The sequence below is a fragment of the Microbacterium sp. ANT_H45B genome (genome assembly GCF_008369345.1).
In the GTDB taxonomy this organism is placed as follows: domain Bacteria; phylum Actinomycetota; class Actinomycetes; order Actinomycetales; family Microbacteriaceae; genus Microbacterium.
The window spans coordinates 654,919-679,155 of the sequence record NZ_VOBK01000002.1 but is presented as its reverse complement, the minus strand read 5'-3'; the positions used below and the strand labels follow the sequence as shown (position 1 = coordinate 679,155).

At 68.4% G+C, this 24,237-nt stretch carries 27 protein-coding genes; 20 read left to right on the top strand and 7 right to left on the bottom strand.

Translation table 11 applies throughout. From position 1 onward, the window contains the following. Positions 1–56 precede the first annotated feature (56 nt). Both FQ142_RS09755 and ffh read left to right on the top strand, forming a co-directional pair. Positions 57–653 (top strand): TetR/AcrR family transcriptional regulator, encoded by a 597-nt coding sequence (locus tag FQ142_RS09755; protein WP_149423127.1) that lies wholly within the window; start codon positions 57–59, stop codon positions 651–653. A gap of 61 nt (positions 654–714) precedes the next feature. Further along, on the top strand, positions 715–2,268 hold the full coding sequence (gene ffh, locus FQ142_RS09750) for a signal recognition particle protein (RefSeq protein ID WP_056417131.1): 1,554 nt from the start codon (positions 715–717) through the stop codon (positions 2,266–2,268). Between the two features lie 3 nt (positions 2,269–2,271). On the opposite strand, the gene FQ142_RS09745 is transcribed toward ffh, so the two are convergent. Beyond that, the gene (locus FQ142_RS09745) at positions 2,272–3,138 is read right to left on the bottom strand and encodes an EamA family transporter (protein WP_149423126.1); all 867 of its coding nucleotides are present in this window, start codon (positions 3,136–3,138) and stop codon (positions 2,272–2,274) included. A 78-nt stretch (positions 3,139–3,216) separates the two neighbouring features. Between FQ142_RS09745 and FQ142_RS09740 the strand changes: the two genes are divergently transcribed. Continuing rightward, entirely contained in the window at positions 3,217–4,170 is a 954-nt protein-coding gene (locus FQ142_RS09740) for a LysR family transcriptional regulator (protein WP_149423125.1), read from the top strand. A gap of 2 nt (positions 4,171–4,172) precedes the next feature. Here FQ142_RS09740 and glpK read toward each other — a convergent pair whose 3' ends face one another. The 3 genes from glpK to FQ142_RS09725 all read right to left on the bottom strand — a co-directional run bounded on the left by glpK (position 4,173) and on the right by FQ142_RS09725 (position 8,270). Beyond that, positions 4,173–5,687 carry a glycerol kinase GlpK gene (gene glpK, locus FQ142_RS09735; protein WP_149423124.1) on the bottom strand — a complete coding sequence of 505 codons (1,515 nt, stop codon included), beginning with the start codon at positions 5,685–5,687 and terminating at the stop codon, positions 4,173–4,175. Between the two features lie 28 nt (positions 5,688–5,715). Further along, entirely contained in the window at positions 5,716–6,468 is a 753-nt protein-coding gene (locus FQ142_RS09730) for an MIP/aquaporin family protein (RefSeq protein ID WP_056417141.1), read from the bottom strand. Between the two features lie 92 nt (positions 6,469–6,560). Beyond that, a complete protein-coding gene (locus FQ142_RS09725) occupies positions 6,561–8,270 on the bottom strand; it encodes a glycerol-3-phosphate dehydrogenase/oxidase (RefSeq protein ID WP_056417143.1) in 1,710 nt (569 codons plus the stop codon). Between the two features lie 102 nt (positions 8,271–8,372). On the opposite strand from FQ142_RS09725, the gene FQ142_RS09720 reads away from it, so the two are divergent. Beyond that, the gene (locus FQ142_RS09720; protein WP_082539353.1) at positions 8,373–9,344 is read left to right on the top strand and encodes a sugar-binding transcriptional regulator; all 972 of its coding nucleotides are present in this window, start codon (positions 8,373–8,375) and stop codon (positions 9,342–9,344) included. A 3-nt stretch (positions 9,345–9,347) separates the two neighbouring features. Here the strand turns inward: FQ142_RS09720 and FQ142_RS09715 are convergent, their stop codons facing one another. Beyond that, complete coding sequence (locus FQ142_RS09715; protein WP_149423123.1) at positions 9,348–10,499, bottom strand: glutamate--cysteine ligase; 1,152 nt, start codon at positions 10,497–10,499, stop codon at positions 9,348–9,350. A gap of 208 nt (positions 10,500–10,707) precedes the next feature. On the opposite strand from FQ142_RS09715, the gene rpsP reads away from it, so the two are divergent. From rpsP to FQ142_RS09690, 5 genes are read left to right on the top strand one after another with little or no spacing between them, the layout of a single operon-like run. Then, positions 10,708–11,142: a 30S ribosomal protein S16 gene (rpsP, locus tag FQ142_RS09710; protein WP_056417146.1), complete on the top strand. Its 435-nt coding sequence runs from the start codon at positions 10,708–10,710 to the stop codon at positions 11,140–11,142. 6 nt (positions 11,143–11,148) lie between these two features. Continuing rightward, positions 11,149–11,379, top strand: a complete 231-nt coding sequence (locus tag FQ142_RS09705; protein ID WP_045255226.1) for an RNA-binding protein — start codon at positions 11,149–11,151, stop codon at positions 11,377–11,379. Continuing rightward, positions 11,363–11,974 carry a ribosome maturation factor RimM gene (gene rimM / locus FQ142_RS09700; protein WP_149423122.1) on the top strand — a complete coding sequence of 204 codons (612 nt, stop codon included), beginning with the start codon at positions 11,363–11,365 and terminating at the stop codon, positions 11,972–11,974. Before FQ142_RS09705 ends, rimM begins: the two co-directional genes overlap by 17 nt. A gap of 19 nt (positions 11,975–11,993) precedes the next feature. Continuing rightward, positions 11,994–12,704, top strand: a complete 711-nt coding sequence (gene trmD, locus FQ142_RS09695; RefSeq protein WP_149423121.1) for a tRNA (guanosine(37)-N1)-methyltransferase TrmD — start codon at positions 11,994–11,996, stop codon at positions 12,702–12,704. 35 nt (positions 12,705–12,739) lie between these two features. Next, positions 12,740–13,477 carry a class I SAM-dependent methyltransferase gene (locus tag FQ142_RS09690; protein WP_149423120.1) on the top strand — a complete coding sequence of 246 codons (738 nt, stop codon included), beginning with the start codon at positions 12,740–12,742 and terminating at the stop codon, positions 13,475–13,477. A 16-nt stretch (positions 13,478–13,493) separates the two neighbouring features. Here the strand turns inward: FQ142_RS09690 and map are convergent, their stop codons facing one another. Next, positions 13,494–14,276, bottom strand: a complete 783-nt coding sequence (gene map, locus FQ142_RS09685) for a type I methionyl aminopeptidase (RefSeq protein ID WP_056419480.1) — start codon at positions 14,274–14,276, stop codon at positions 13,494–13,496. Between the two features lie 139 nt (positions 14,277–14,415). Between map and FQ142_RS09680 the strand changes: the two genes are divergently transcribed. The 9 genes from FQ142_RS09680 to FQ142_RS09640 all read left to right on the top strand — a co-directional run bounded on the left by FQ142_RS09680 (position 14,416) and on the right by FQ142_RS09640 (position 21,499). After that, positions 14,416–14,904 carry an MFS transporter permease gene (locus tag FQ142_RS09680; RefSeq protein ID WP_149423119.1) on the top strand — a complete coding sequence of 163 codons (489 nt, stop codon included), beginning with the start codon at positions 14,416–14,418 and terminating at the stop codon, positions 14,902–14,904. Positions 14,905–15,093: 189 nt separating this feature from the next. Further along, positions 15,094–15,441 (top strand): 50S ribosomal protein L19, encoded by a 348-nt coding sequence (gene rplS, locus FQ142_RS09675; protein WP_056419484.1) that lies wholly within the window; start codon positions 15,094–15,096, stop codon positions 15,439–15,441. A gap of 117 nt (positions 15,442–15,558) precedes the next feature. Next, the gene (lepB, locus tag FQ142_RS09670; RefSeq protein WP_149423118.1) at positions 15,559–16,293 is read left to right on the top strand and encodes a signal peptidase I; all 735 of its coding nucleotides are present in this window, start codon (positions 15,559–15,561) and stop codon (positions 16,291–16,293) included. Then, entirely contained in the window at positions 16,290–16,949 is a 660-nt protein-coding gene (locus tag FQ142_RS09665) for a ribonuclease HII (protein ID WP_149423117.1), read from the top strand. The genes lepB and FQ142_RS09665 overlap by 4 nt, the downstream gene beginning before the upstream one ends. Positions 16,950–16,996: 47 nt before the next feature. Beyond that, positions 16,997–17,323, top strand: a complete 327-nt coding sequence (locus tag FQ142_RS09660) for a DUF2469 family protein (protein WP_056419488.1) — start codon at positions 16,997–16,999, stop codon at positions 17,321–17,323. Between the two features lie 102 nt (positions 17,324–17,425). Then, the gene (locus FQ142_RS09655; protein ID WP_149423116.1) at positions 17,426–17,785 is read left to right on the top strand and encodes a YraN family protein; all 360 of its coding nucleotides are present in this window, start codon (positions 17,426–17,428) and stop codon (positions 17,783–17,785) included. After that, positions 17,782–19,311 carry a YifB family Mg chelatase-like AAA ATPase gene (locus FQ142_RS09650; protein WP_149423115.1) on the top strand — a complete coding sequence of 510 codons (1,530 nt, stop codon included), beginning with the start codon at positions 17,782–17,784 and terminating at the stop codon, positions 19,309–19,311. The genes FQ142_RS09655 and FQ142_RS09650 overlap by 4 nt, the downstream gene beginning before the upstream one ends. After that, complete coding sequence (gene dprA / locus FQ142_RS09645; RefSeq protein ID WP_149423114.1) at positions 19,308–20,492, top strand: DNA-processing protein DprA; 1,185 nt, start codon at positions 19,308–19,310, stop codon at positions 20,490–20,492. The genes FQ142_RS09650 and dprA overlap by 4 nt, the downstream gene beginning before the upstream one ends. Before the next feature lie 104 nt (positions 20,493–20,596). Beyond that, a complete protein-coding gene (locus tag FQ142_RS09640) occupies positions 20,597–21,499 on the top strand; it encodes a tyrosine recombinase XerC (RefSeq protein ID WP_056417182.1) in 903 nt (300 codons plus the stop codon). Between the two features lie 10 nt (positions 21,500–21,509). Here the strand turns inward: FQ142_RS09640 and FQ142_RS09635 are convergent, their stop codons facing one another. After that, complete coding sequence (locus tag FQ142_RS09635; protein WP_262492115.1) at positions 21,510–22,082, bottom strand: murein hydrolase activator EnvC family protein; 573 nt, start codon at positions 22,080–22,082, stop codon at positions 21,510–21,512. A 309-nt stretch (positions 22,083–22,391) separates the two neighbouring features. Here FQ142_RS09635 and rpsB point away from each other — a divergent pair, with 309 nt between their 5' ends. Further along, positions 22,392–23,333, top strand: coding sequence for a 30S ribosomal protein S2 (gene rpsB / locus FQ142_RS09630; RefSeq protein WP_056417199.1), 942 nt, complete (start codon positions 22,392–22,394; stop codon positions 23,331–23,333). A gap of 42 nt (positions 23,334–23,375) precedes the next feature. Continuing rightward, the gene (tsf, locus tag FQ142_RS09625) at positions 23,376–24,203 is read left to right on the top strand and encodes a translation elongation factor Ts (RefSeq protein ID WP_056417202.1); all 828 of its coding nucleotides are present in this window, start codon (positions 23,376–23,378) and stop codon (positions 24,201–24,203) included. The last annotated feature ends 34 nt before the right edge of the window (positions 24,204–24,237 follow it).

Here is a 24,237-nt window from a genome sequence, read left to right as displayed (position 1 = left end):
AATACCCCTCACTGCGATCCGCGTCGCGGCGACGCGGAGCGCGGTAGCGTGTGAGCATGATCAGCTCGAGCCGCGCCGGACGCCCGAGGGCCTCGTCCCGCGAGACGCTGGCCGATGCCGCCTGTGAGCTCTTCCTCGAGCGCGGCTACGACGCGACGTCCGTCGCCGACATCACCCAGCGGGCGGGAGTGAGCCGGTCGAGCTTCTTCAACTACTTCTCCTCGAAGAGCGACGTGCTGTGGTCGGGCTTGGACGACCGGATCGCCGGAGCCGTCGAGGACCTGAGCGCCGTGCCGCAGGATCGTCAGGGAAGCGAGGTCAGGCGCATCCTCACGACGCTGGTCGCGGACTTCGCACCCGACAGTCTCGCTCTCGCGATGACGAACGCCTCGGCGATGGGGCTCGACGACGAGTTGGTGCAGGATGCGGCGGTGCGCCAGGCACGGCTGTCTGCGGCGCTGCGTGACCTCGCACTGCGATCCGGCGTCACTCCGGTCTCCGCCGACATCGTCGCTGCGACCTGGTCGGCGGCCGTCCTCGCAGCGGTGCGGGCCTGGGCGGAGAGCGGGGCCGGTCGGGGCACCGTCTCGGAGAGGTTCGACGACGCGGTGCGGGCCGTCGACGCACTGCCCTGGCGGGCTTCGACGCGCTGACCGCGTTCGCGCGCATCCCGCGCCGTGATGTGTCTGCGAGTCGCGTAAACTCGGTGTCACCATGGCTACCTTTGGCACGCTCTCCGATCGGCTCACCGAGACCTTCCGCAATCTGCGCACGAAGGGAAAGCTCACGGCGGCCGACGTCGACGGCACCGTGCGCGAGATCCGTCGCGCACTGCTCGATGCCGACGTCGCACTCGTCGTCGTCAAGGAGTTCACCGCGAAGGTGCGTGAGCGGGCACTGGGCGATGAGGTCAACAAGGCCCTCAACCCGGCGCAGCAGGTCGTGCAGATCGTCAATGAGGAGCTGGTCCAGATCCTCGGTGGCGAGCAGCGCCGCCTGCGGTTCGCCAAGACCGCGCCGACCGTGATCATGCTCGCGGGACTGCAGGGCTCGGGAAAGACGACCTTCGCCGGCAAGCTCGCGAAGCAGCTCGAGGGGGAGGGGCACACGCCTCTGCTCGTCGCCGCCGACCTCCAGCGTCCGAACGCCGTCAATCAGCTGCAGGTCGTGGCCGAGCAGGCGGGCGCGACGATCTACGCCCCCGAACCCGGCAACGGCGTCGGTGACCCGGTGCGTGTGTCACGCGACGGCGTCGAGCACGCGCGTCGCCACCAGCACGACGTCGTCATCATCGACACCGCCGGTCGTCTCGGCGTCGATGCCGAGCTGATGAAGCAGGCCTCGGACATCCGCAAGGCCACGGATCCCGACGAGGTCCTCTTCGTCATCGACGCCATGATCGGTCAGGATGCCGTCAACACCGCGAAGGCCTTCCAGGAGGGCGTGGACTTCACCGGCGTCGTGCTGTCCAAGCTCGACGGTGACGCGCGCGGTGGCGCAGCGCTCTCCGTCGCCTCGGTGACCGGGCGCCCGATCATCTTCGCGTCGACCGGCGAGCGACTCGAAGACCTCGAGCCCTTCTACCCGGACCGTATGGCGAGTCGCATCCTCGACCTCGGCGACATCCTCACCCTCATCGAGCAGGCCCAGCAGGCCTTCGATGAGGAAGAGGCCGTCAAGATGGCCGAGAAGCTCGCCACCGAGCAGTTCACCCTCGAAGACTTCCTCGACCAGCTTCAGCAGATGAAGAAGATGGGATCGATGAAGAAGATGCTGGGGATGCTCCCCGGCATGGGGCAGATGAAGCAGCAGCTCGACGACTTCGATGAGCGTGAGATCGATCGCACCGAGGCCATCATCCGGTCGATGACGCCCGGCGAGCGCCGCAACCCGAAGGTGCTGAACGGATCTCGTCGACTGCGCATCGCGCGCGGTTCAGGGATGACGGTCACGGACGTCAACCAGCTCGTGCAGCGCTTCGACCAGGCGGCCAAGATGATGAAGACCGTCGCCCGCGGCGGCACCCCGAACATCCCGGGGATGGGATCGATGCCCGGGATGGGCAAGCCGGGAGCATCGTCGAAGCGCGGCAAGAAGGGCAAGTCCGCGGCAACATCCCGCTCGGGCAATCCCGCGAAGCGCGCCGCCGAGAACGCCGGGATCGCACCGTCCTCGACCCCGACGGGATCGGGCTTCGGCCTCGGTGGTGCGAAGGCGCCCAGCGAAGCCGACCTCGCCGAGATCCAGAAGCTGTTCGGCAAGGGCTGACGCTCAGGCGCGCGGGCGGCGCAGTGCTCCGAGCTGTCCCGCGACGAGAGCCAGCAGGACCAGCGCGAGGCCGACCGTCTGCACAGGCGTGAACCTCTCTCCGGCGACCAGTGTGCCCAGAATCGCTGCGACCACGGGGGAGAGCAGCGCGAGCAACCCCGGTGCGATCACGGGCAGCTGCTGGATGCCGCGGAACCAGAGCGTGTACGCGAGCAGGCCGCCGACGCTCCCGAGCCACAGGTAGCCGAGGGCCGCGGTGCCGTCGATCGCCGGGGGGAGACCTTCGAACATGAGGGTGAGCGGCAGCAGGAAGAGCCCGCCTGCGGTCAGCTGCCAGCCCGCATACGCGACCGGTCCGACGCCGGACGGCCGACCCCAGCGCTTGGTGAGGACCATTCCGAGCGCGGTCGCGGTCACGCCCCCGATCGCCGCGAGCACGCCGAGCAGGTCGAGCGATGCCGCCGGACCGAGCACGATCAGAGCCACGCCGCCCGCGCCCACCACGGCGGCGGTCGCCGTCGTCGGGCGGATGCGCTCCTGTACGACCAGGGCACCCAACGCGAGGATGATCAGCGGCTGCACGCCGGAGACGGCGGCCGCGACACCTCCGGGCAGGCGCTCGGCCGCGAGGAACAGGAGCGCGAAGAAGGCGCCGATATTGAGGATGCCCAGGATCAGCGCTTTGGCCCACCAGCCCCGCCGCGGCAGCGTCCCTCCTATCGCGAGAGCGATGAGGCCCGCGGGGAGGGATCTCAGCAGACCCGCCAGAAGTGGATGACCCGCGGGGAGGAGAGCAGTCGTCACCAGGTAGGTGCTGCCCCAGGAGAGAGGCGCCAGCGCGGTGAGGAGAAGTGTCGTCGTGCGGTTCATCCCTCCAGCGTGCGATCTCTGCGTCAATGAGTCCAATGCATGGTTGTCACCGCAGTCATGACGAGAGATCATGTTCACATGGAGCTGCAGCAGCTGAGGTACGTCATCGAGGTCGCGGCGACGCGGAGCTTCACCCGCGCGGCGGAGCGGTGCTTCGTGACGCAGTCCGCACTCAGTCATCAGGTCGCAGCCCTCGAGCGCGAGCTCGGAGAACGGCTGTTCGTCCGCTCCAGTCGCAGCGTGCGCGTCACCGAGGCGGGGGAGGCCTTCCTCGTACATGCGCGTGCCGCGGTCACCGCGGCCGACACGGCCAGGGAAGCGGCGACCTCGACAGGCGGGCGGGTCGTGGGCACGCTCCGACTGGGCATCATCCCCACCGTCACCGCGCTCGATGTGCCCGTGCTCATCGCGCGATTCCGCTCCGCCCATCCGGACGCCAGAGTCGAGCTCACCGTCGGCAACAGCGACGCGCTCGTCGAGGCGCTGCGTCGGGGTGAGCTCGATGCCGCACTGCTCGGTCTGCGAGCGGACGCGGAGCCGCAGGGGGTCGCCGTGCGGGAGCTCTCCCGGGAGCGGCTCGTGGCTGCGGTGCCAAGTGGGCACCGGCTGGCAGCGCGTCGGCGCGTGCGCCTGGCAGACCTCGCGGATGAGACCTTCGCCGACTTCCCCTCCGGGACCTCGGGGCGCGCACAGAGCGACGCGGCGTTCGCCGCGGCGGGGATCCTCCGCGACGTCGCCTTCGAGGCGGACTCCGCCGCGCTCATCCTCGGCCTCGTGAGCGCCGGCGTCGCCGTGACGCTGCTGGCGCCGGGAGTGGTCGCCTCCGCCCCGTCCGAGGTGGTCGCGGTCGCGCTGGTCGACGGGCCCGAGCGGATCGAGTACGCGGCGTGGGACGCCCGTTCGCCGCGCGGCGTCACATCCGCGCTGCTCCGCGCGCTGGAGACGTCGACCCGGACCGGGAGCGGCACGGGGGTCTCGGATGACGAAGCGGGCCCGGAGGAATCCTCCGAGCCCGCTCCCTCACGACACTGAGGTCACTTCACGTCGTCGTCGACCCAGTCCATCGACTTGTCGACGGCCTTGCGCCACAGACGCAGCTGGCGATCGCGCTCGGCCGCATCGAGCGACGGCTCCCACCGGCGGTCTTCCTGCCAGTTCGCGGAGAGGTCGTCGAGACCGTTCCAGAACCCGACGGCGAGCCCGGCGGCGTACGCCGCGCCGAGGGCGGTGGTCTCAGCGACCACGGGGCGGACCACCGGGACACCGAGGACATCCGCCTGGAACTGCATGAGCGCATCGTTGGCGACCATGCCGCCGTCGACCTTGAGCTCCGTGAGGTCCACACCCGCATCTGCGTTCACGGCGTCGAGCACGTCGCGGGTCTGGAAGGCCACGGCCTCCAGAGCGGCGCGCGCGATGTGGTTCTTGTTCGCATAGCGGGTGAGGCCGACGATCGCACCGCGCGCGTCCGGACGCCAGTACGGGGCGAAGAGGCCGGAGAAGGCCGGCACGATGTACACGCCGCCGTTGTCCTCGACCTTCTCGGCCAGCTCCTCGACCTCGGGAGCGGACGAGATGATCCCGAGCTGGTCGCGCAGCCACTGGATCAGCGACCCGGTGACGGCGATCGAGCCTTCGAGCGCGTAGTGCGTGGGCTGGTCGCCGAGCTTGTAGCCGACGGTGGTGAGCAGACCGTTCTTCGAGTGGACGATCTCCTCGCCCGTGTTGAAGATCAGGAAGCAGCCGGTGCCGTAGGTGTTCTTGCTCTCACCCTGCTGGAATGCGGCCTGGCCGAAGGTGGCAGCCTGCTGGTCACCGAGGATGCCCGCGATCGGGGTCTCGCGCAGCAGCGAGGAGTCCTCTGCGGCGCCGTAGACCTCGGAGGAGGAGCGGATCTCCGGCATCATCGAGCGCGGAACGCCGAAGGCCTCGAGGATGTCGTCGCGCCACTCGAGCGTCTCGAGATCCATGAACATCGTGCGAGAGGCGTTCGTGACATCCGTGACGTGCACGCCGCCGTCGACGCCGCCGGTGAGGTTCCAGAGCACCCAGCTGTCGGTGGTGCCGAAGATCAGGTCACCGGCCTCCGCCTTCTCGCGGGCCCCGTCGACGTTCTCGAGGATCCAGGCGATCTTGGTTCCCGAGAAGTAGGTCGCGAGCGGGAGGCCGACGATGGGCTTGAAGCGCTCGACGCCGCCGTCCGCCGCCAGGCGGTCGACGATCGCCTGTGTACGGGTGTCCTGCCAGACGATGGCGTTGTAGGCGGGCTTGCCGGTGGTCTTGTCCCAGACGACCGCGGTCTCGCGCTGATTGGTGATGCCGACCGCGGCGATGTCGTGGCGGGTCAGGTCGGCGCGGCTCAGCGCCAGACCGATGACCTCCTGCACGTTGCGCCAGATCTCGGAGGCGTCGTGCTCGACCCACCCGGCCTTGGGCAGGATCTGCTCGTGCTCCTTCTGGCCCGTCGCGATGATGCTCCCCTTCTTGTCGAAGATGATCGCGCGGCTCGAGGTGGTGCCCTGGTCGATGGCGAGGATGTAGTCAGCCATGGTGTTCTCCTTTGAAGTCAGGTTCGGATCAGGCGAGGTTCAGCAGGACCGGGGCGGCGAGAGCGGCGAGTGCTCCACCGATCAGCGGACCCACGACGGGGACCCACGAGTAGGACCAGTCGCTGGAGCCCTTGCCCTTGATCGGCAGGATGGCGTGCGCGATACGAGGACCGAGGTCACGTGCGGGGTTGATGGCGTATCCGGTCGGTCCACCGAGCGACGCGCCGATGGCCACCACGACGAGGGCGACGGGCAGAGCGCTGAGCGGTCCGAGGCCTCCGGGGGTGCCGATGTCCGCGACGCCGTAGTCGGCGAACGCGAAGACCGCGAAGACGAGCACGAAGGTGCCGATCACCTCGGTGACCAGGTTCCATCCGTAGGAGCGGATCGCGGGACCGGTCGAGAAGACGCCGAGCTTGTTCGCCGCGTCGGGCTCCTCGTCGAAGTGCTGCTTGTAGGCGAGCCAGGTGAGGATCGCACCGACGATGGCACCGAGGAGCTCGGCGCCGGTGGCGACGGCGAACTGCGAGAAGTCGATCTTCCCGCCGATCAGGAGTCCGATGCCGACGGCGGGGTTCAGGATCGCACCGGAGTACGCGGAGGCGAGGACACCGACGAAGACCGCGAGGCCCCATCCCCAGTTGACCATCAGGAAGCCGCCGCCGAAGCCCTTGTTCTTCGCCAGGGCGACGTTCGCGACCACACCACAACCCAGGAGGATCAGCATCGCTGTGCCGACGAACTCCGACAGGAAGTAGAGACCGAGATTCACATCAGTCATGTCTTCATTGACCTTTCTTGAGTGCCGGGGCCCCATAGCCCCGGCACTTGTTGGGAGTTACACCGCGTGGAGGGCGGCGTTCGGATCTCTCGTCAGCCGCGTGCGCGAGACGAGATCTGGAGTCCATGTCGTTCGTTCAGGAGCAGTCGCGTCTGCTCGAGTTCGGCATCGTGCCGTGCCCGGTCCCAGTCGAGCAGAGAAGCGAGCGCGTCTGCAAGCTCCTCGAGCACATCCGCGTCTGCATTGCCGGTGAAGGCGATGCTGGTGCGGCGCAGGATCACGTCCTGCAGTCGGGCGACCATCTCGTTCTCGACCATCCAGGCGAGCTCACGGGTGGACAGGTCGCCGCCGGCGAGGGGTGCGTCCTCGCCCTGCTCGATGTGGGCCCAGACCTGGGCGGCGCGCGTGCCGTACCGGGCGAGAAGACGCTCGGCGCGATCTCCGGCGCCGGGCAGGTTCTCCTGGATCCAGATCCGACGCGCCTTCTCGGTGCGAGGGAAGTCTCGGCCGCCACCGATGGCGCGACCGGCGGTCGACACCGTGCGGGTGCGTCCGAGGAGTCCAAGGACCACGTCCGACAGGGACTCGCCGAGAGCGCGGAAGGTCGTCCACTTTCCTCCGACGAGGCTGACGAGCGGGGCGGCGCCCTTCTCGTCGACCTCGATGCGGTAGTCACGGGATACGAAACCGGGTGCGGTGTCCTCATGGCGAGGAAGCGGGCGGATGCCGGAGAAGTTGAAGACGATCTGCTCGCGCGTCACATCGATCTCGGGGAACACATGGTGGATGAGGTCGAAGAAGTAGTCGATCTCCTCTTCCGTGCACACCGGGACCTCGCGCGGGTCGGCGTCGATGTCGGTGGTCCCGACGAGCACGCGGCCCTTGAGCGGGTAGATGAGCACGATGCGTCCGTCGGAGTGCTCGAAGAAGATCTCGCGTCCGCGGGTCGCCTCGAGCAGCTCCGGGTGATCCAGCACGATGTGCGAGCCCTTGGTGCCGCCCATGAAGCGGGTGTCGGTGCCGAGCGCGTCGTTGGTGAGGTCGGTCCACGGACCCGAGGCGTTGACGACGACGTCGGCGGTGATCGGGAACTCCGTGCCGCTCTCGCGGTCGCGCAGCACGACGTTCGCTCCGTCGCGCGAGATCGCCTCGACGTAGTTCAGTGCGACCGCTCCCGGGTGCGCGGCGAGTCCGTCCTGGAGGACGTCGAGGGCCAGGCGCTCGGGATCGTGCATCGAGGCGTCGTAGTAGGTCGCCGTGTACTTGATGTTCGGGTCGATCGCGGGAAGCTCGGCGAGCGACTTCTTGCGTCCGAGGAACCGGTGACGCGGCACGGTGCCGCCATCGCGGGAGAACGTGTCGTAGATCGTGAGACCGATCTTGATCAGGAACGCACCGCGCTCCTGGGGCTTCCCGCTCTTGTGCGTGAGGAAGCGCAGCGGCGCCGAGAGGATGCCCGAGAACGTGGAGTAGATCGGGATCGTGGTCTGCAGCGGCTTGACGTAGTGCGGAGCGATCTTGAGCAGGCCGTTGCGCTCCTCGACCGACTCGCGGACGAGTCGGAATTCGCCGTTCTCCAGGTAGCGGATGCCGCCGTGGATCATGTGGCTCGACGCGGCGGACGCACCCGAGGCGAAATCCCCGCGCTCGACGAGCACGACGTCGACGCCCTGAAGGGCGAGATCTCGGAATGTGGAGATGCCGTTGATGCCGGCTCCGATGACAAGGACGGTCGTACGTCCGGATTCACGGACCGCGCGGACTTCGGCGCGTTCCGGTGATGAGTGTGTCGACTCGATCATCTTTGACCCTTCTCTCTCTGCTTGCACCCAGCTTCGACCCATGCGCCCGTTACGCGCAAGCCAGCTGCACATATGTGCAAGTATCGAGGGGAGGAGGTCGTCATGAGCCAGTCCGACGCGGGATTCCGCGACGCGAAGCTGATCGCCGCGCTCACCGCCGCGCAGCTCTATTACATGCAGGACAAGACGATGGAGGTCATCGCCAAGGAGTTGAAGACGTCGCGATCCTCGGTGTCGCGGCTGCTCAGTTTCGCGCGGGAGAGCGGACTCGTCGACATCCGCATCAATTCCCCGCTGGAACGGCTCGGGATGCTGGAGCAGCACATCAAGGATCGCTATCACGTGGTCGCGCACGTCGTGCCGATCCCTGAGATCGTCAGCGAGGTCGAGCGCCTCGACCGCGTCGCCCTGACGGCGGGGCGCCTGCTCTCGCAGTTCGTGGACTCCAACATGATCGTCGGTGTGGCCTGGGGGTCGACGATCAGCGCGGTCAGCAGGGGGCTCACCCAGAAGGAGACCCACAACACCACGTTCGTGCAGCTCAACGGCGCGGGCAACACGCAGACCAGCGGCGTGGAGTACTCCAGCGACATCCTGCAGAGATTCGGCAGCGCCTTCGGAGCGCAGGTGCAGCAGTTCCCGGTGCCGGCGTTCTTCGACGACCCGTCGACCCGGGAGGCGATGTGGCGAGAGCGCAGCACGCGTCGGGTGCTCGATCTGCAGTCCAAGATGGACATCGCCGTGTTCAGCCTCGGTTCTCCCGCGGCCGAAGTGCCGAGCCGCGTGTATGTCGGCGGCTACCTCAGCCGCGACGACTACCGCAGTCTGCGCGAGGACCACGCGATCGGCGACGTCGCCACCGTGTTCTTCCGTGCGGACGGGTCGTGGCGGGACATCCGCGTCAATGCCCGGGCGACGGGCCCGGGACTCGACCGGCTCCGCCGCGTGCCACGGCGGGTGTGCGTGGTCTCCGGCGTGCCCAAGCTCGTCAGTCTGCGCGCGGCGATCGCGGCCGAGCTCGTCACCGACGTCGTCCTCGATGAGGGGCTCGCGCGCCGACTCCTCGACGACTGAGGACTACGGCTCCTGCGTCGATGACTCCGGGCCGGTGCGGAACTCTCTGATCAGATGCTGCACCACCGCGCGGAGATCGCCGCCGGTCGCGTTCGCGATGGTCAGCTGGCGCTCGTAGCTGGCACCGTCGCTCAGGATCGTGCCGATGCTGCCGAACTCCCGGACGCACCCGAGTTCGACCGCGATCGGAGCCAGCTCCTCGAGGATCTCGACGAGATGCTCTCGCACCGGGCGCTGGGCGCCGTCGGCATCCACGATCACGCGCGCGTCGAGTCCGTACCGTGCGGCACGCCACTTGTTCTCGCGGTGGAACCAGGCCGGCATCCGGGAGAGGGAGCGCCCCTCGTCGATCTGACGCGAGAGATGCTCCACGAGGACCTGTACGAGTGCTGCGACCGCGGCCAGCTCGGGCAGCGAGGAGAGGCCGTCGCACGCGCGCACCTCGATCGTGCCCCACCGCGGTGCCGGACGGATGTCCCACCGCACCTCTGTGGCATCGGCCATGACTCCCGTGCGCACCATATCGTCGAGGTACGACTCGTACTCCGACCAGTCCTGCAGCGGCCAGGGCAGGCCGGCCGTCGGGAGCTGCTGGAACACCAGCGCGCGGTTCGAGGCGTAACCCGTGCGCTCGCCCGCCCAGAACGGGCTGGATGCCGACAGCGCCTGCAGATGAGGCAGGTAGGCGGCGAGGGCGTTGATGATCGGGATGACCTTGCGCTGATCCTCGACGCCGATGTGGACGTGGATGCCCCAGATCATCATGTTGCGGCCCCACCACTGGGTGCGCTCGATCAGCGTGTGATAGCGCGTCTTGTCGGTGACCGCCTGATCGAACCACTGGGCGAACGGGTGGCTTCCGGCGGAGAGCAGCTCGATCCCGGCGGGATCCGTGGCGGAGCGGACCGCGGCGATCGCGTTGGCGATGTCGTCGACCGCGTGGGCCACCGAATCGCCGATCCCACTGGTCACCTCGATCGTGTTGGTGAGAAGCTCGCCGGTCACCGTGTGGCGCTCGTGGGCGCTCTCCGCCTCGAGAGCGGAGAGGAGGTCGGGCGCGCGTCCGACCAGATCGCCGCTCACCGGATCGGCGAGCATGATCTCCCACTCCAGGCCGACGGTGGACCGCGCCGACGGCGCGAATTCGAGCTTCACGAGCACAGTCTGACACGCGTCGTCGGCGACACGGCACCCGCCGTGTCGCCGCGTTTCGCTCCTGAGCCGGGGATCTGGCAGAATAGAAGGTCGGACGACGTGCTCGACCCTCTATCCAGCGCTCGTCCTCCTATTTGAGCTTCCGCCGGGTGTGCACCCCACGCTCCAGGCGATCGGTTCGTCACCTTCCACACAATTCAGGAGAATCGTGGCTGTCAAGATTCGTCTCAAGCGCCTGGGCAAGATCCGCGCGCCTTACTACCGCATCGTCGTCGCCGACTCGAAGACCAAGCGCGATGGTCGCGTCATCGAGGAGATCGGCAAGTACCACCCCACCGAGGAGCCCTCGTTCATCGAGATCGACTCCGAGCGTGCGCAGTACTGGCTCTCCGTCGGCGCACAGCCGACCGAGCAGGTCGCCGCTCTGCTCAAGATCACGGGCGACTGGGGCAAGTTCAAGGGCGACAAGAACGCCAAGTCGACGCTGAAGGTCAAGGAGCCCAAGGTTCCGTTCGAGATCGACTCGTCGAAGAAGTCCGTCGTCAAGCCCAAGGCCGAGAAGAAGGTGGAGGCCCCCGCTGAGGAGGCTCCCGCCAAGGCCGACGCGGAGGCCGCTGAGGCTCCCGCCGCCGACGCAGAGTAATCCGTCGTGCTCGCCGCCGCGCTCGAACACATCGTCAAGGGGATCGTCGATCACCCTGAGGATGTCCGTATCAACGCCTCCACATCGCCGCGAGGCGACATCCTCGAGGTGCGTGTGCACCCCGATGACCGTGGACGCGTGATCGGGCGCGGCGGCCGCACCGCGAAGGCACTGCGTACGCTCATCTCGGCGCTGGCCGATGGGCGTCGCGTCCGCGTCGATGTCGCGGACGACTGACGTGGTTGCGAAGGATCGCAACCAGGGCAAGAACCAGCTGCGCGTCGGGCGTCTCGTCAAGGCCCATGGCCTCAAGGGGGCACTCAAGCTGGAGCTGTACACCGACAACCCGGAGCGACGCTTCACGCCGGGTGCGGAGTTCACGTTGCAGGTGCCCGAGGCATCTCCGTGGCACGGCAAGACCGTCACCGTCCGCGAGTACCGCGTGATGAACGGCAATCCTGTCGTCTTCCTGAACGACGTCGACGACCGAGAGGGTGCCGAGACGCTCGTCCGGGCCATCCTCTGGATCGACCAGGACGTCGACGAGGTCGAGGACGACGCATGGTTCGACCACCAGCTCGTCGGGCTCGACGTGGTCCGTGACGAGGTCGTGATCGGCAAGGTCGCCCGCGTCGAGCACTTCCCGGCACAGGATCTGCTGATCGTCCGTGCCGGTGAGGCCGAGATCCTCGTCCCGTTCGTCAAGGCGATCGTCCCCACCGTCGATGTCGCGGCAGGGCGGGTCATCGTGACGCCCCCTCCCGGGCTCTTCGAAGAGCTTCCCGACACCGCGGATGCGGGGGAGCCCGAGGGCTCCGACGCATCCGAGTGACCGCGGGTACGGTTCCTCCGTGCGCATCGACGTCCTCTCGATCTTCCCGTCGTACTTCGACGGTCTGACTCTCTCGCTGCTGGGCAGGGCGCAGAGCTCCGGCATCCTCGACCTGCGCGTGCGCGATCTGCGCGACTGGACCTCGGACCGCCATCGCACCGTCGACGACACTCCGTACGGCGGCGGTGCGGGCATGGTCATGAAGCCCGAGCCGTGGGGACTCGCGATCGACGAGCTGACGACGCCGCCGGAGTCCGTCGGGACGACCGCGCCGACGATCATCTTCCCCTCGCCCGCCGGCGAGGTGTTCACCCAGGCGACGGCCCGCGATCTGAGCACCCGCGATCACCTCATCTTCGGCTGCGGTCGCTACGAGGGCATCGACGAGCGGGTCTTCGAGTACGCAGCGTCGCGAGGCGAGGTGCGCCTGATCAGCCTCGGCGACTACGTGCTCAACGGGGGCGAGGTCGCCACCATGGCGATGATCGAGGCGATCGGTCGGCTCATACCCGGCGTGGTGGGTAATCCCGAGAGCCTGGTGGAGGAGTCCCACGAGGACGGTCTGCTCGAGTACCCCTCCTACACGAAGCCCGCGGTCTGGCGGGAGCGAGCGGTTCCCGATGTCCTGCTCAGCGGCAACCATGGCGTGATCGCCTCCTGGCGCCGAGACCAGCAGATCGAGCGGACCCGTCGGCGGCGGCCCGACCTGCTGCCCGACGACCCCTCTTAGAGAGGTCCGCTCCTTCTCGCTGATAGCGTCGCACCATGGCTGATGAGGTGCTGGCGAAGTCTTTCGAGCTGATCGGGACCGAGTACGACCGGTACCGCCCCGGGTTTCCCGCGGCGGCGGTCGATGTGCTCTGTCCCCACCCCGTGCGCGCCGCTCTCGATCTCGGTGCCGGCACCGGCAAGTTCACGGAGCTGCTCGCCGACAGGGCGGAGCGTGTCAGTGCGGTCGAACCCTCCCCGGCGATGATCTCCGTGCTGCGTTCCAAGCTCCTGGACGTCGATGCCATGCTCGGCAGCGCCGAGCAGATCCCGGTGGAGTCGGGATCGATCGACCTCGTCACCGTCGCGCAGGCCTTCCACTGGTTCGACCGGGAACCGGCCTGCGCGGAGATCGCCAGGGTCCTCGTCAGCGGGGGAGCGCTCGGGCTGATCTGGAACCACTCGGATCCGGAGTGCCCCTGGGATCGAGCGGCGCACCGGATCGCGCACCCCGCCGTGGCCGCGTCGGATGACACCACCAGCAGCGCCGGCGAGGAGCTGCCGGGATTCGAGTTCGTCCGGCGAGAGCAGATCCGGTGGGTGGAGAGGATCCGCCGTGACGCCTACCTGAAGCGCTGGTCGACGGTCAGCACGTTCCTGGTGGCGGACGACGCGACCAGGGCGGAGATGTCCGCGCAGATCGAGGCCGTGCTCGATGCCGACCCGCAGACGCACGGCCGCACGGAGTTCGACCTTCCGGTCGTCACCGACGTCTATCTGTACCGGAGCCTCTGAGAGGGTCGGGCACGTCTCAGTCGACGCCGAGGAAGGAACGGTCGGTGAGGACGATCGGCCCGTCGGCTGTCACGGCGACCGTGTGCTCGGAGTGCGCTCCGCGTGAGCCGTCGACACTGCGCAGCGTCCAGCCGTCGGGGTCGGTGACGAGTTCGTCCGTCGTCTCGAGCAGCCAGGGCTCGAGTGCGAACACGAGACCCTCTCGAAGCGGGAATCCCCGGCCGGCGCGGCCGTCGTTCGGCACGTGCGGATCGCCGTGCATGATGCGCCCGACGCCGTGGCCGCCGAAGTCGGTGTTGATGGAATAGCCCTCGCCGTGCGAGATCGCGGCGATGGCGGCCGAGATGTCACCGATCCGGTTGCCCACCACGGCGGCGGCGATGGCGGCGTCCAGCGCACGCTCCGTCGTCTCGATGATCCGCAGATCCTCGTCCCGCGGGGTCCCGACCACGAAGGACACGGCCGAGTCCGCGACCCAGCCGTCGACGGAGACGGCGAAGTCGAGGGAGACCAGATCGCCGTCTCGCAGCACGTAGTCGTGGGGGAGTCCGTGCAGCACGGCGTCGTTGATCGACGTGCAGATCACCTTGCCGAAGGGGCTCGCTCCGAAGGACGGGTGATAGTCGATGTAGCAGGACTCCGCGCCTGCCTTCCGGATCAGATCGTGCGCGCGACGGTCGATCGACAGCAGATTGGTGCCGACCTTCGTCTCCTCGCGCAGGGTGGCCAGCGTCTCGGCCACGAAGCGGCCCGCGGCGCGCATCTCGTCGATCTCGGCAGGTGTGCGCAGTTCGATCATCGGGGGTGTCCTCTCGTCTCCTCCATTCTCGCCGATCCGTGCGGTTCCGGCGTTCGCCGAGACGGGGCCGCACGAGCATCCCGCCCCGCTCTCAGCGAACACCGAGTGCCGACCGCCCCGTGGGTCGTAGCATCGAGGCATGAGGTTGCGTCAGGCGTTCTTCCGGTGGTTGATCCCCTCGGCCTTCCTGCTGCCCCTGTGGCTGTTCATCGGCTGGGGAGTGTTCCAGGGTGGGTGGGCGATCCTCTGGGTGCTGTTCATCGCGGTGCCGTCGGTGTTCGTCGGACAGCTCTTCCTCACCCTCCTCACGCGATCGCGTCCGTCGGTGCGCGCCGAGCGCGCGGTGTCCTGGTGGGACGTCGCGGGGTTCACCGTCTGGCACGGACTGACCATCGCCGTCGGATGCTTCATCGACGGCGCGTTCGGGTGGTTGCTCGCCGCGGCCGTCGTGGTCGGCATCGGCCTGGTCTGGCTGCAGCTCTGGCAGCTGTGGAGCGAGGCGAAGGGCAACGGCGCGCGCTTCCGGGAGACGATCGCCTGGTCGACCGTGCCGGGTATGGACGAACCGGCACCGGCGACCCGAGCGCATGAGGTCATCGTGGTGCGCGAGAGCGACGAGCGGGCCTGAGCCCCGACTCGGCGACGGTCCGGCGACGTTTTGGTCGCACGCGTCATCCGTGGCAGAATGAATGTTTGTGCCGTGACCGGCTCTGCCCCAGGGGAGCCCGCGGACGCTTAGGCGCCGTTCAGCACACATCGTTCTTATTCCTTCCTACATCATGCATCCGACCTGAGGCGAGTGCAGAGAGAGACGATCATGCAGATCCTCGACGCCGTCGACGCAGCATCGCTGCGTACCGACGTTCCCGTTTTCAACCCCGGTGACACGGTCAACGTGCACGTGAACATCACCGAGGGCACCCGTTCGCGTATCCAGGTCTTCAAGGGCGTCGTCATCGGCCGCCAGGGCGATGGCGTGCGCGAGACCTTCACCGTTCGCAAGATCAGCTTCCAGGTGGGCGTTGAGCGTACCTTCCCGGTGCACTCCCCGGTGATCGACCACATCGAGGTCGTCACCCGCGGTGATGTGCGTCGCGCGAAGCTGTACTACCTCCGCCAGCTGCGGGGCAAGAAGGCCAAGATCAAGGAGAAGCGCTTCAACTGACGCGCAGGTTCTCCACAGCACCCCGGGACACGATGTCCCGGGGTGCTGTGTTCTCCCCGGGGTGTGCGACCCTTGATACTGCCGTCTCCGAGCGGTGCGAGACAGTGAAGGAACATGATGACGAACGACTCCGCGACCGCATCCACGCCGTCCACCGGACGACGCCGCGGGTTCCTCGTCTTCCTGCGCGACGTACTGGTGATCGTGGTCATCGCCGCGCTCGTGTCGTTCGTCGTGAAGACGTTCATCGTGCGATCGTTCTACATCCCCTCGGCCTCGATGGAGCGCACGCTCATCGTGGACGACCGCATCCTCGTCGACGAGCTCACTCCGCGTTGGGCGCCCTATGAGCGGGGCGACGTCGTGGTGTTCAAGGATCCGGGCGGGTGGCTCGACGGCCAGCCGCAGACGCCCGCGCAACCTCCGCTGATCGAGGCCGTCGACTGGGTGCTCACGCTCGTCGGCATCTCGGCCACCGACTCTCAAGACCATCTCGTCAAGCGCGTGATCGGTCTTCCCGGCGACCACGTCGTATGCTGCAACGCCCTCGGTCAGATCACGATCAACGGTGCGCCGATCGACGAGCTCAGCTATCTCAACCTGCCTGACGGCGACACCGCCGCCTCCAACGAGCCGTTCGACGTCGTCGTCCCGGCAGGCTCGCTGTGGCTCCTCGGTGACAATCGCGATCGGTCGCGCGATGCGCGCGCGCACCAGGATCTGCCGTCCGGGGGATTCGTGCCGATCGACAACGTCGTCGGCAAGGCGTTCCTCACCACGTGGCCGTTCGACCGCCTCGGTCCGATCGACGGGCACCATGACATCTTCAACGGCGTCCCGGACCCGGAATGAGCATGGTGGCTCCCACGCTCGCTCTCGAGCGTCGTCTGCTGCGCGAGTGCGAGATCGTGATCTCCCTCGATGAGGTCGGACGCGGCGCGCTCGCGGGTCCCGTCGCGGTCGGTGCGGCGGTGATGGACGCTGCAGGAGCGCGTCGGCGTGTTCCCGAGGGACTGCGGGATTCGAAGCTCGTCACCGAGAAGCGACGGCCCGATGTCGCCGCGCGGGCGACCGCCTGGGTGCAGGCGTCGAGCGTGGGCTGGGCCAGCGCCGCGGAAGTGGACCAGGTCGGCATCATGCGTGCACTGGGACTCGCTGCTTCCCGGGCGGTGCAGAGCGTGCTCGACCAGGGGATCGCCGCCGAGGGCGCGCTGGTGCTGCTCGACGGCAATCACGATTACCTCTCGGCCGTGCATCCCGCGCCGCTGAGCGTGCGACCCGTGGTCAAGGCGGACCGCGACTGCGCCTCGGTGTCGGCGGCGTCGGTGATCGCGAAGGTGGCGCGCGACACGTACATGGCGGAGCTCCACGACGGCCATCCCGCCTATCAGTGGAACCGCAACAAGGGGTATGCGAGCCTGGAACACCGGGATGCGATCCGGACTCTCGGGTTGTCTCCGCACCACCGGGCGTCCTGGGCCATCGCGGATGCGCCGACCCTGTTCTGAGCTGCAGTGCGTCATGGTTCCTCCGCCGACTCTAGGATGGAGTGATCATGGATGAGGAAGCCTTCGACGACTACGACCGCGAGCTCGAGCTGGCACTGTTCCGCGAGTACCGCGATGTTGTCGCACAGTTCCAGTACGTCGTGGAGACCGAGCGACGCTTCTACCTGGCCAATGAGGTCAATGTGGTGCGGCGCGACACCGAGCACGACTTCTACTTCGAGATCTCGATGAGCGACGTCTGGGTGTGGGACATCTATCGGGCAGACCGCTTCGTGAAAGCCGTCCGTGTGCTCACCTTCAAGGACGTCAACGTCGAGGAGCTCCAGCGGCGCGAGTTCGAGATCCCTCAGGAACTGTCGCTCGACGGAGAGTGATCTCTCCTGCCCGATGCAGCACCCTGACGGGTTATCCTCAGCGGCCGGGGGATCGAGCGATCGGGAGCGTCGACGGGCCCTCGCGCACGAGACGCTGTGCTCATGGCAGCGAAAGACGAACTCGGCAGAGACGGTGAACAGCGCGCGGTCCATCATCTGACGGAAGCCGGCTACGAGGTGGTCGATCGCAACTGGCGGTGTCCACAGGGAGAGATCGACATCGTCGCTGTGCGCGGCGAGATCCTGGCGATCGTCGAGGTGAAGACGCGGCGAACGATCGGTTTCGGGCATCCGCTTGAAGCGATCGATGCCCGCAAGGCGCGCAGGCTCTGGCAGCTCGCGCACGCCTGGGCCGCCGCGCATCCCGAGACGGCGCGAGGACGCACGATACGCGTCGAGGCGATCGGCATCGTCGGCGACCCCGCTGACGGCACGATCGAGCACCTCGAGGATGTGTCGTGACGACGGCCCGCACCTGGGCTGTCGCGCTCACCGGAGTGGACGGACATCTCGTCGAGGTCGAGGCCGACCTCTCGAATCAGACACCCGACTTCAAGATCATCGGGCTGCCCGACAAGTCGCTGGCCGAAGCCGTCCAGCGCGTGCACAACGCGTGCAAGAACTCCGCTCTGGATCTGCCGCGGCGGCGGCTCACCGTGAATCTGTCCCCGGCGAGCCTGCCGAAGCAGGGGTCGGCATTCGACCTGAGCATCGCGGTGTCCGCTCTCGCTGCAGGGGGAGCGCTGTCGACCCGTGCGATCGCGGGTACGGTGCACCTCGGTGAACTCGGTCTCGACGGCCGGCTGCGCCCTGTGCCCGGCGTCCTGCCCGCGGTCTTCGCGGCTGCTCGAGCCGGATTCGAGACCGTGATCGTTCCTCGCGCCAACGAGGCTGAGGCCCGTCTCGTCCCCGGGGTGGAGGTGCGTTCCGCCGGCACTCTGTCGGAGGTCGCCGTCTGGCACGGGGCCGACATCGAGGTTCTGGACGCCGACCCCGTGTCCGTGGCTGCCCCCGTGGTCGAAGAGGCGCCTGACCTCGACCTCGCCGATGTCGTGGGGCAGGAGGACGCGGTGAACGCTCTGGTCGCTGCCGCCGCCGGAGGACATCACCTGCTCCTCAGCGGGCCCCCGGGGGCGGGAAAGACCATGCTGGCCCGCAGGCTCCCCGGAATCCTGCCCCCGCTCTCCGAGGAGGAGTCGTTGGAGGTCGCGTCGATCCGCTCGCTCTCCGGCGAGTCCGTGCGGAGCCTCAGCGTGATGCCACCCCTCGAGGCCCCGCACCACAGTGCGTCAGTGGGAGCCCTCGTCGGCGGCGGGTCGAGGGTGGTGAGGCCCGGGGCGATCTCGCGAGCCCACAGAGGCGTGCTCTTCCTCGACGAGGCGGCGGAGTTCTCGAGGGTCGCGCTCGACGCGCTGAGGCAGCCGCTCGAGACCGGAGCCATCGAAGTGAGCCGATCCGGAATGACCGCATTGTTCCCTGCGCGGTTCCAACTCGTCATGGCACTGAATCCGTGCCCGTGCGGCAACTACGGCGTGCGCGGTGCCGAATGTCTCTGTCCCTCGCTCGCGATCCGACGATATGCGACGAGGCTGTCGGGGCCGCTACGAGACCGCATCGACATCGAACTGCGCGTCGCGCGCGTGTCCGCGAGCCGTGCGATGACCGGCGATCGGGCGGCTCTGACCAGCGAGGTCGCCAGGCGTCGGGTTCTGGAGGCGCGGGAGTGTGCGACCGAGCGGTGGCGCGGGACGCCGTGGCGACGCAACGGAGATGTGCCGGGCACGCGCCTGCGCCAGCCCGACATCAGGATCGCGGCGGCCGCGCGGGCTCCGCTCGACCGCGCACTGGAGCGGGGCACGCTGACGCTCCGCGGCTATGACCGCGTGCTGAGACTGGCGTGGACTATGGCGGATCTGGAGGGGGCGGGGCGGCCGGGGCCCGACGAGGTCGGACGCGCGCTGTATCTGAAGCGAGGTTTCGGGTCATGATCGACGAACTGCGAAGCGACCGGGGACTCGTCTCGGCGATGGCGGCGGTCCGCGGCGCGGGCGGTGACGAGGACGCGCTGGCCAGGGTGGCGTGGTCCGTCATCGCAGAGCCGGGCGACGGGGTCGCGGGTGCGCTGGTGGAGGCGCTGGGGGCCACGGAGGCGCTGAGGGCCGCTCTCGATGAGGGTGTGGGTCCCACCCCTGGGCGAGGCGCCTCGGCTCTGGCCGAGGGGCGGGCACGGTGGCGGGTGCGCGCAGAGGTCCGAGCAGTGGCCGATGCCGTCGGAGCCGCGGGCGATGTGCGGGCCCGACTGCTGATACCCGGCGATTCCGAGTGGCCGCGGGCCGTCGATGATCTCGGCGTGCATGCGCCGATGGTGCTCTGGGTGCGCGGCGACGCATCGCTGCTCTCCGCCGAACCTCGCGTGGCGATCGTCGGGGCGCGCGCCGCGAGCGGTTACGGAGAGATGCTGGCGGGCGATTTCGCCGGCGAGCTGGCCGGCTCCGGCGCGGTCATCGTCTCCGGGGGCGCGTACGGGATCGACGGCGCCGCGCATCGGGCTGCCCTCGGCGTCGAGGGTCGCACGATCGCATTCCTCGCCGGCGGAGTCGACCGCGCTTATCCGCAGGGGCATCGACAGCTGCTGCAGCGCATCGTCGAGACGGGGGCCGTGGTGAGCGAGGTCCCCTGCGGCACGGCGCCGACGAAGTGGCGGTTCCTCGCGCGCAATCGGCTCATCGCTGCGCTGGCTGATGCGACCGTCGTCGTCGAGGCGGGGTGGCGCAGCGGCTCGCTCAACACCGCCGGACACGCCGCCGCACTGGGGCGTCCGCTGGGTGCCGTGCCGGGGCCGGTGACATCCGCCGCATCGGCGGGCTGCCACCGGCTGCTCCGTGAATACGATGCGCGCTGCGTGACGACGTCGGAGGAGATCCGCGAGCTGTGGGGCGTCGCGGGTCAACCGCAGGGTGGCGCGCAGGGTGGTGAGGGCGTCGACCCCGAGCGACGGCGTCTGCAGGACGCGCTGAGTGTTCGCACGCCGTCGACCGTCACCGAGTTGGCCCGACGCTCGGGCCTGGCACCCACGCGCGTGAGCGCCCTTCTCGGCCTCCTCGAGCTGGAGGGCGATGCCCGTCGCACCGACGGCGGGTGGCTGAGCGGGCACAGCGATCGGCGATGAGCGGTCGAGTGCCCGCGGTGCCGGCCGACTGGCCGTGTTCGGCGGGGGAGCGCGGGCGGCGCGGCTGACGTCATGGCGGCAGGAGGTCCGGCAAGCTGGGGCGCATGGAGTTCCCGGCGGCAGTGGATGCCTTCGCCGACCATCTCGAGCGAGTGCGTCGGCTGTCCTCGGCGACCGTGCGCGCCTACCGGTCCGACCTCCGGGACCTCGGCGCGTCCGCGCCCGGTCTCTCTCTGGAGCAGATCACGCTGGACACGCTGCGGGACTGGCTGTGGGCGGCCACGCAGCGAGGAGACGCCCGTTCGACTCTCTCCCGTCGCGCCGCCGCCGCTCGGTCCTTCTTCAGCTGGGCGGTGGAGCAGGAGGTGCTCACGCATGATCCGAGCCTGCGTCTGATCGCCCCCAAGCGGGGGAGGACGCTGCCGACCGTCGCCTCGAAAGATGCCATGACGGCACTCCTCGAGACCCAGCGGCAGGCGGCGGAGTCCGGTGAGCCGACGGCGCTGCGCGACCACGGTGTCCTCGAGCTCCTCTACGGTGCGGGCATCCGCGTCTCGGAGCTGTGCGGCATGGACGTCGACGACCTCGACCTCGATCGTGGCACTGCACGGGTGCTGGGAAAAGGCGCCAAGGAGCGGGTCGTCCCGTTCGGGGTGCCCGCTCGTGATGCCATCGGCGCCTATCTCACCCGGGGTCGCCCGGCGCTCCTCGCCCGTGCCGCCCACCCGTCCGCCGCGCTGTTCCTGGGGAGTCGTGGGGGCCGCATCGGACCCCGCGCGGTCTACACTCTGGTCGCCGAGGTGCTCGCCCCCTTCGTGGGGGCCGACACGGTGGGGCCCCACGCATTGCGGCACACCGCGGCCACGCACCTGCTCGACGGCGGCGCCGACCTGCGCGCGGTGCAGGAGATCCTCGGACACGCGAGCCTGGGGACCACGCAGATCTACACGCACGTCTCGGCGGAGCGCCTCACCGCCACGTACCGCCTGGCGCACCCCCGCGCGTGACACCCACGGGTCACGACCCGTCGCAGCAGGGGAGGAGCACCGCTCTCGGCACCGGCCCGAACAGGAGCAGGGGGTCGATGTACGCCCCGTGCGATCTGACCCCGAGATGCAGCGTGCCTGCCACGGCATGGCCGCCGACGGCGACGGTCCCGATGACATCGCCGGCGGTCACCGTGTCGCCGGGTTGCCAGGTAGAGATCAGCGGTTCGAACGTCGACACATAGCCGCCGGGATGCTCGATGGTGAGCAGCGGCCTGTCGACGACGGACCCGCGGAAGGCGACCCGACCCTCCGCCGGTGCGCTGACCTCGGCGCCGACAGACGTCATCGCGTCGATGCCACGGTGCCCGGCTCCGTACTCGTGGGCGGGTGCCCGATACGGCGACGTCACGTCGCGGGGCCCTTCGAGCGGCCAGTCCCAACGGGGATGGACGGCGTCGGGAGCCGGATCCGCGCCCTCGACGATGCTGCGCGCCCGCGTCGCGGTCATCACGGACGCATCCGCGCGACCCCCCAGCGAGACGAGAACCAGGAGGAGGGCGAGGACGATCATCGGCGCGCGCATGGGCGGGTGGGTTCGCATCGGATCATCCTGTGCGCTCCCGTCTGCTCGCGCCTCGCGTCGCCCGTGATCTCCCCGGCAGGTGTGCGCCATACGGTCGATACGCCTTCGGTGCAGAGCGGGTGCGCGGGCCGCGCGTCCTGTATGCTGGAGGAGCACCTCGATCTCGAGGTGACTACGCGTGCCCACAGCGACTTCGGTCGTGGCATCCACTCCCACAGGTCTCGCCTCACGGCGGGCGGGTGTGCGCCGGGTACCAGGGAGTTCGATCGTTCCGATCGACTTGACAACCTCAACGACGCAGAACCGCGTCAGAACAAGGAGACGACCATGGCTGTGGTCACCATCCGCCAGCTGCTCGACAGCGGCGTGCACTTCGGACACCAGACCCGTCGGTGGAACCCGAAGGTGAAGCGCTTCATCCTCACCGAGCGCAGCGGAATCCACATCATCGACCTGCAGCAGTCGCTCGGGTACATCGACAAGGCCTACGACTTCGTCAAGGAGACCGTCGCCCACGGCGGCACGATCCTCTTCGTCGGCACCAAGAAGCAGGCGCAGGAGATCCTCGCAGAGCAGGCGACCCGCGTCGGCCAGCCCTTCGTGAACCAGCGCTGGCTCGGTGGCCTCCTCACCAACTTCCAGACGATCTCCAAGCGACTCGCTCGCATGAAGGAGCTCGAGGAGCTCGACTACGAGACCCCTGCGAACAGTGGTTTCACGAAGAAGGAGCTGCTGCTCAAGAAGCGTGAGCTCGACAAGCTGCACAAGTCGCTCGGCGGAATCCGCAACCTCACGAAGACGCCGTCGGCCATCTGGGTCGTCGACGCCAAGCGCGAGCACCTCGCGATCGATGAGGCCAAGAAGCTCGGCATCCCCGTGATCGGAATCCTCGACACGAACGCCGACCCGGACGACTTCCAGTACCCGATCCCCGGTAACGACGACGCGATCCGCTCCGTCTCGCTGCTCACCCGCATCATCGCGGATGCCGCGGCCGAGGGCCTGCAGCAGAAGCACAACCCCGAGACGGGTGACGCCGAGCCGCTCGCCGACTGGGAGAAGGAGCTTCTCGAGACTCCCGTCCAGGAGTCCGCGGACGCCGCGACCGTCGAGACCGCCGCCGATGAGGCTGCCGTCGTCGAGACGCCGGCCGCCGACGAGACCGCCGCTGACGCGGCCGGTGCCGAGGCTCACGACGAGGCGATCGCCGCCGCTTCCGGTGAGGAGACCTCCGAGGTCGCCGCCGCCGAGGCCGCAGACGCCAAGTAATCCCGCGACCACCACACATTACGAAGCAAGGAGCCACCACACATGGCCAACTTCACCATCGCTGACCTCAAGGCGCTGCGTGAGCAGCTCGGTACCGGAATGGTCGACACCAAGAAGGCACTCGAGGAGGCTGACGGAGACGTCGAGAAGGCCACCGAGATCCTGCGTCTCAAGGGTGCCAAGGGCAACGCGAAGCGTGCCGACCGTTCCACCAGCGAGGGACTCGTCGTCGCTCGCGAGCAGGACGGCGCCGTGACGCTCATCGAGCTCGCCTGCGAGACCGACTTCGTCGCGAAGAACGAGCGCTTCATCACGCTCGCCGAGAAGGTCGCTGATGCCGTCGCCGCCGTCAAGGCGGACTCGGTCGAGGCGGCTCTGGCCGCACCCGCCGGCGACAAGAGCGTCGAGCAGGTCATCTCGGAAGAGGCCGCGATCATCGGCGAGAAGGTCGAGCTGCGCCGCGTGCGCACCATCTCGGGCGACCACGTCGAGGTCTACCTGCACCGCACCAGCAAGGACCTGCCGCCGCAGATCGGTGTCGTCGTCGCCTACTCGGGTGACGATGCCGAGACCGCTCGCAGCATCGCCCAGCACATCTCGTTCGCGAACCCGTCGTACCTGTCTCGCGAGGACGTCCCGGCTGACGCCGTGGAGAAGGAACGCGTGATCGTCACCGAGATCTCCCGCAACGAGGGCAAGCCGGAAGCGGCACTGCCCAAGATCGTCGAGGGTCGCGTCTCCGCGTTCATCAAGCAGGTCGCACTGCTCGAGCAGGACTACGCGAAGGACAACAAGCTCTCTGTCGCCCAGGTGGCGAAGGACGCCGGTATCACCGTGACGGACTTCGCGCGCTTCAAGGTCGGCGCGTAGCAGAGTCGAAGGGGTTCGGATCAACGAGATCCGA

Excerpts from the sequence above, each read along its gene's own strand:
- FQ142_RS09665 (WP_149423117.1), top strand. The coding sequence starts at position 16,290 with ATGAGCATGGTGGCTCCCACGCTCGCTCTCGAGCGTCGTCTGCTGCGC.
- FQ142_RS09680 (WP_149423119.1), top strand. The coding sequence starts at position 14,416 with ATGAGGTTGCGTCAGGCGTTCTTCCGGTGGTTGATCCCCTCGGCCTTC.
- lepB (WP_149423118.1), top strand. The coding sequence starts at position 15,559 with ATGACGAACGACTCCGCGACCGCATCCACGCCGTCCACCGGACGACGC.
- dprA (WP_149423114.1), top strand. The coding sequence starts at position 19,308 with ATGATCGACGAACTGCGAAGCGACCGGGGACTCGTCTCGGCGATGGCG.
- FQ142_RS09635 (WP_262492115.1), bottom strand. The coding sequence starts at position 22,082 with ATGCGAACCCACCCGCCCATGCGCGCGCCGATGATCGTCCTCGCCCTC.
- FQ142_RS09745 (WP_149423126.1), bottom strand. The coding sequence starts at position 3,138 with ATGAACCGCACGACGACACTTCTCCTCACCGCGCTGGCGCCTCTCTCC.
- glpK (WP_149423124.1), bottom strand. The coding sequence starts at position 5,687 with ATGGCTGACTACATCCTCGCCATCGACCAGGGCACCACCTCGAGCCGC.
- rpsB (WP_056417199.1), top strand. The coding sequence starts at position 22,392 with ATGGCTGTGGTCACCATCCGCCAGCTGCTCGACAGCGGCGTGCACTTC.
- FQ142_RS09690 (WP_149423120.1), top strand. The coding sequence starts at position 12,740 with ATGGCTGATGAGGTGCTGGCGAAGTCTTTCGAGCTGATCGGGACCGAG.
- FQ142_RS09740 (WP_149423125.1), top strand. The coding sequence starts at position 3,217 with ATGGAGCTGCAGCAGCTGAGGTACGTCATCGAGGTCGCGGCGACGCGG.
- map (WP_056419480.1), bottom strand. The coding sequence starts at position 14,276 with ATGATCGAACTGCGCACACCTGCCGAGATCGACGAGATGCGCGCCGCG.
- ffh (WP_056417131.1), top strand. The coding sequence starts at position 715 with ATGGCTACCTTTGGCACGCTCTCCGATCGGCTCACCGAGACCTTCCGC.
- FQ142_RS09730 (WP_056417141.1), bottom strand. The coding sequence starts at position 6,468 with ATGACTGATGTGAATCTCGGTCTCTACTTCCTGTCGGAGTTCGTCGGC.
- FQ142_RS09640 (WP_056417182.1), top strand. The coding sequence starts at position 20,597 with ATGGAGTTCCCGGCGGCAGTGGATGCCTTCGCCGACCATCTCGAGCGA.
- rimM (WP_149423122.1), top strand. The coding sequence starts at position 11,363 with ATGTCGCGGACGACTGACGTGGTTGCGAAGGATCGCAACCAGGGCAAG.
- rplS (WP_056419484.1), top strand. The coding sequence starts at position 15,094 with ATGCAGATCCTCGACGCCGTCGACGCAGCATCGCTGCGTACCGACGTT.
- FQ142_RS09755 (WP_149423127.1), top strand. The coding sequence starts at position 57 with ATGATCAGCTCGAGCCGCGCCGGACGCCCGAGGGCCTCGTCCCGCGAG.
- FQ142_RS09660 (WP_056419488.1), top strand. The coding sequence starts at position 16,997 with ATGGATGAGGAAGCCTTCGACGACTACGACCGCGAGCTCGAGCTGGCA.
- FQ142_RS09655 (WP_149423116.1), top strand. The coding sequence starts at position 17,426 with ATGGCAGCGAAAGACGAACTCGGCAGAGACGGTGAACAGCGCGCGGTC.
- FQ142_RS09720 (WP_082539353.1), top strand. The coding sequence starts at position 8,373 with ATGAGCCAGTCCGACGCGGGATTCCGCGACGCGAAGCTGATCGCCGCG.
- tsf (WP_056417202.1), top strand. The coding sequence starts at position 23,376 with ATGGCCAACTTCACCATCGCTGACCTCAAGGCGCTGCGTGAGCAGCTC.
- FQ142_RS09725 (WP_056417143.1), bottom strand. The coding sequence starts at position 8,270 with ATGATCGAGTCGACACACTCATCACCGGAACGCGCCGAAGTCCGCGCG.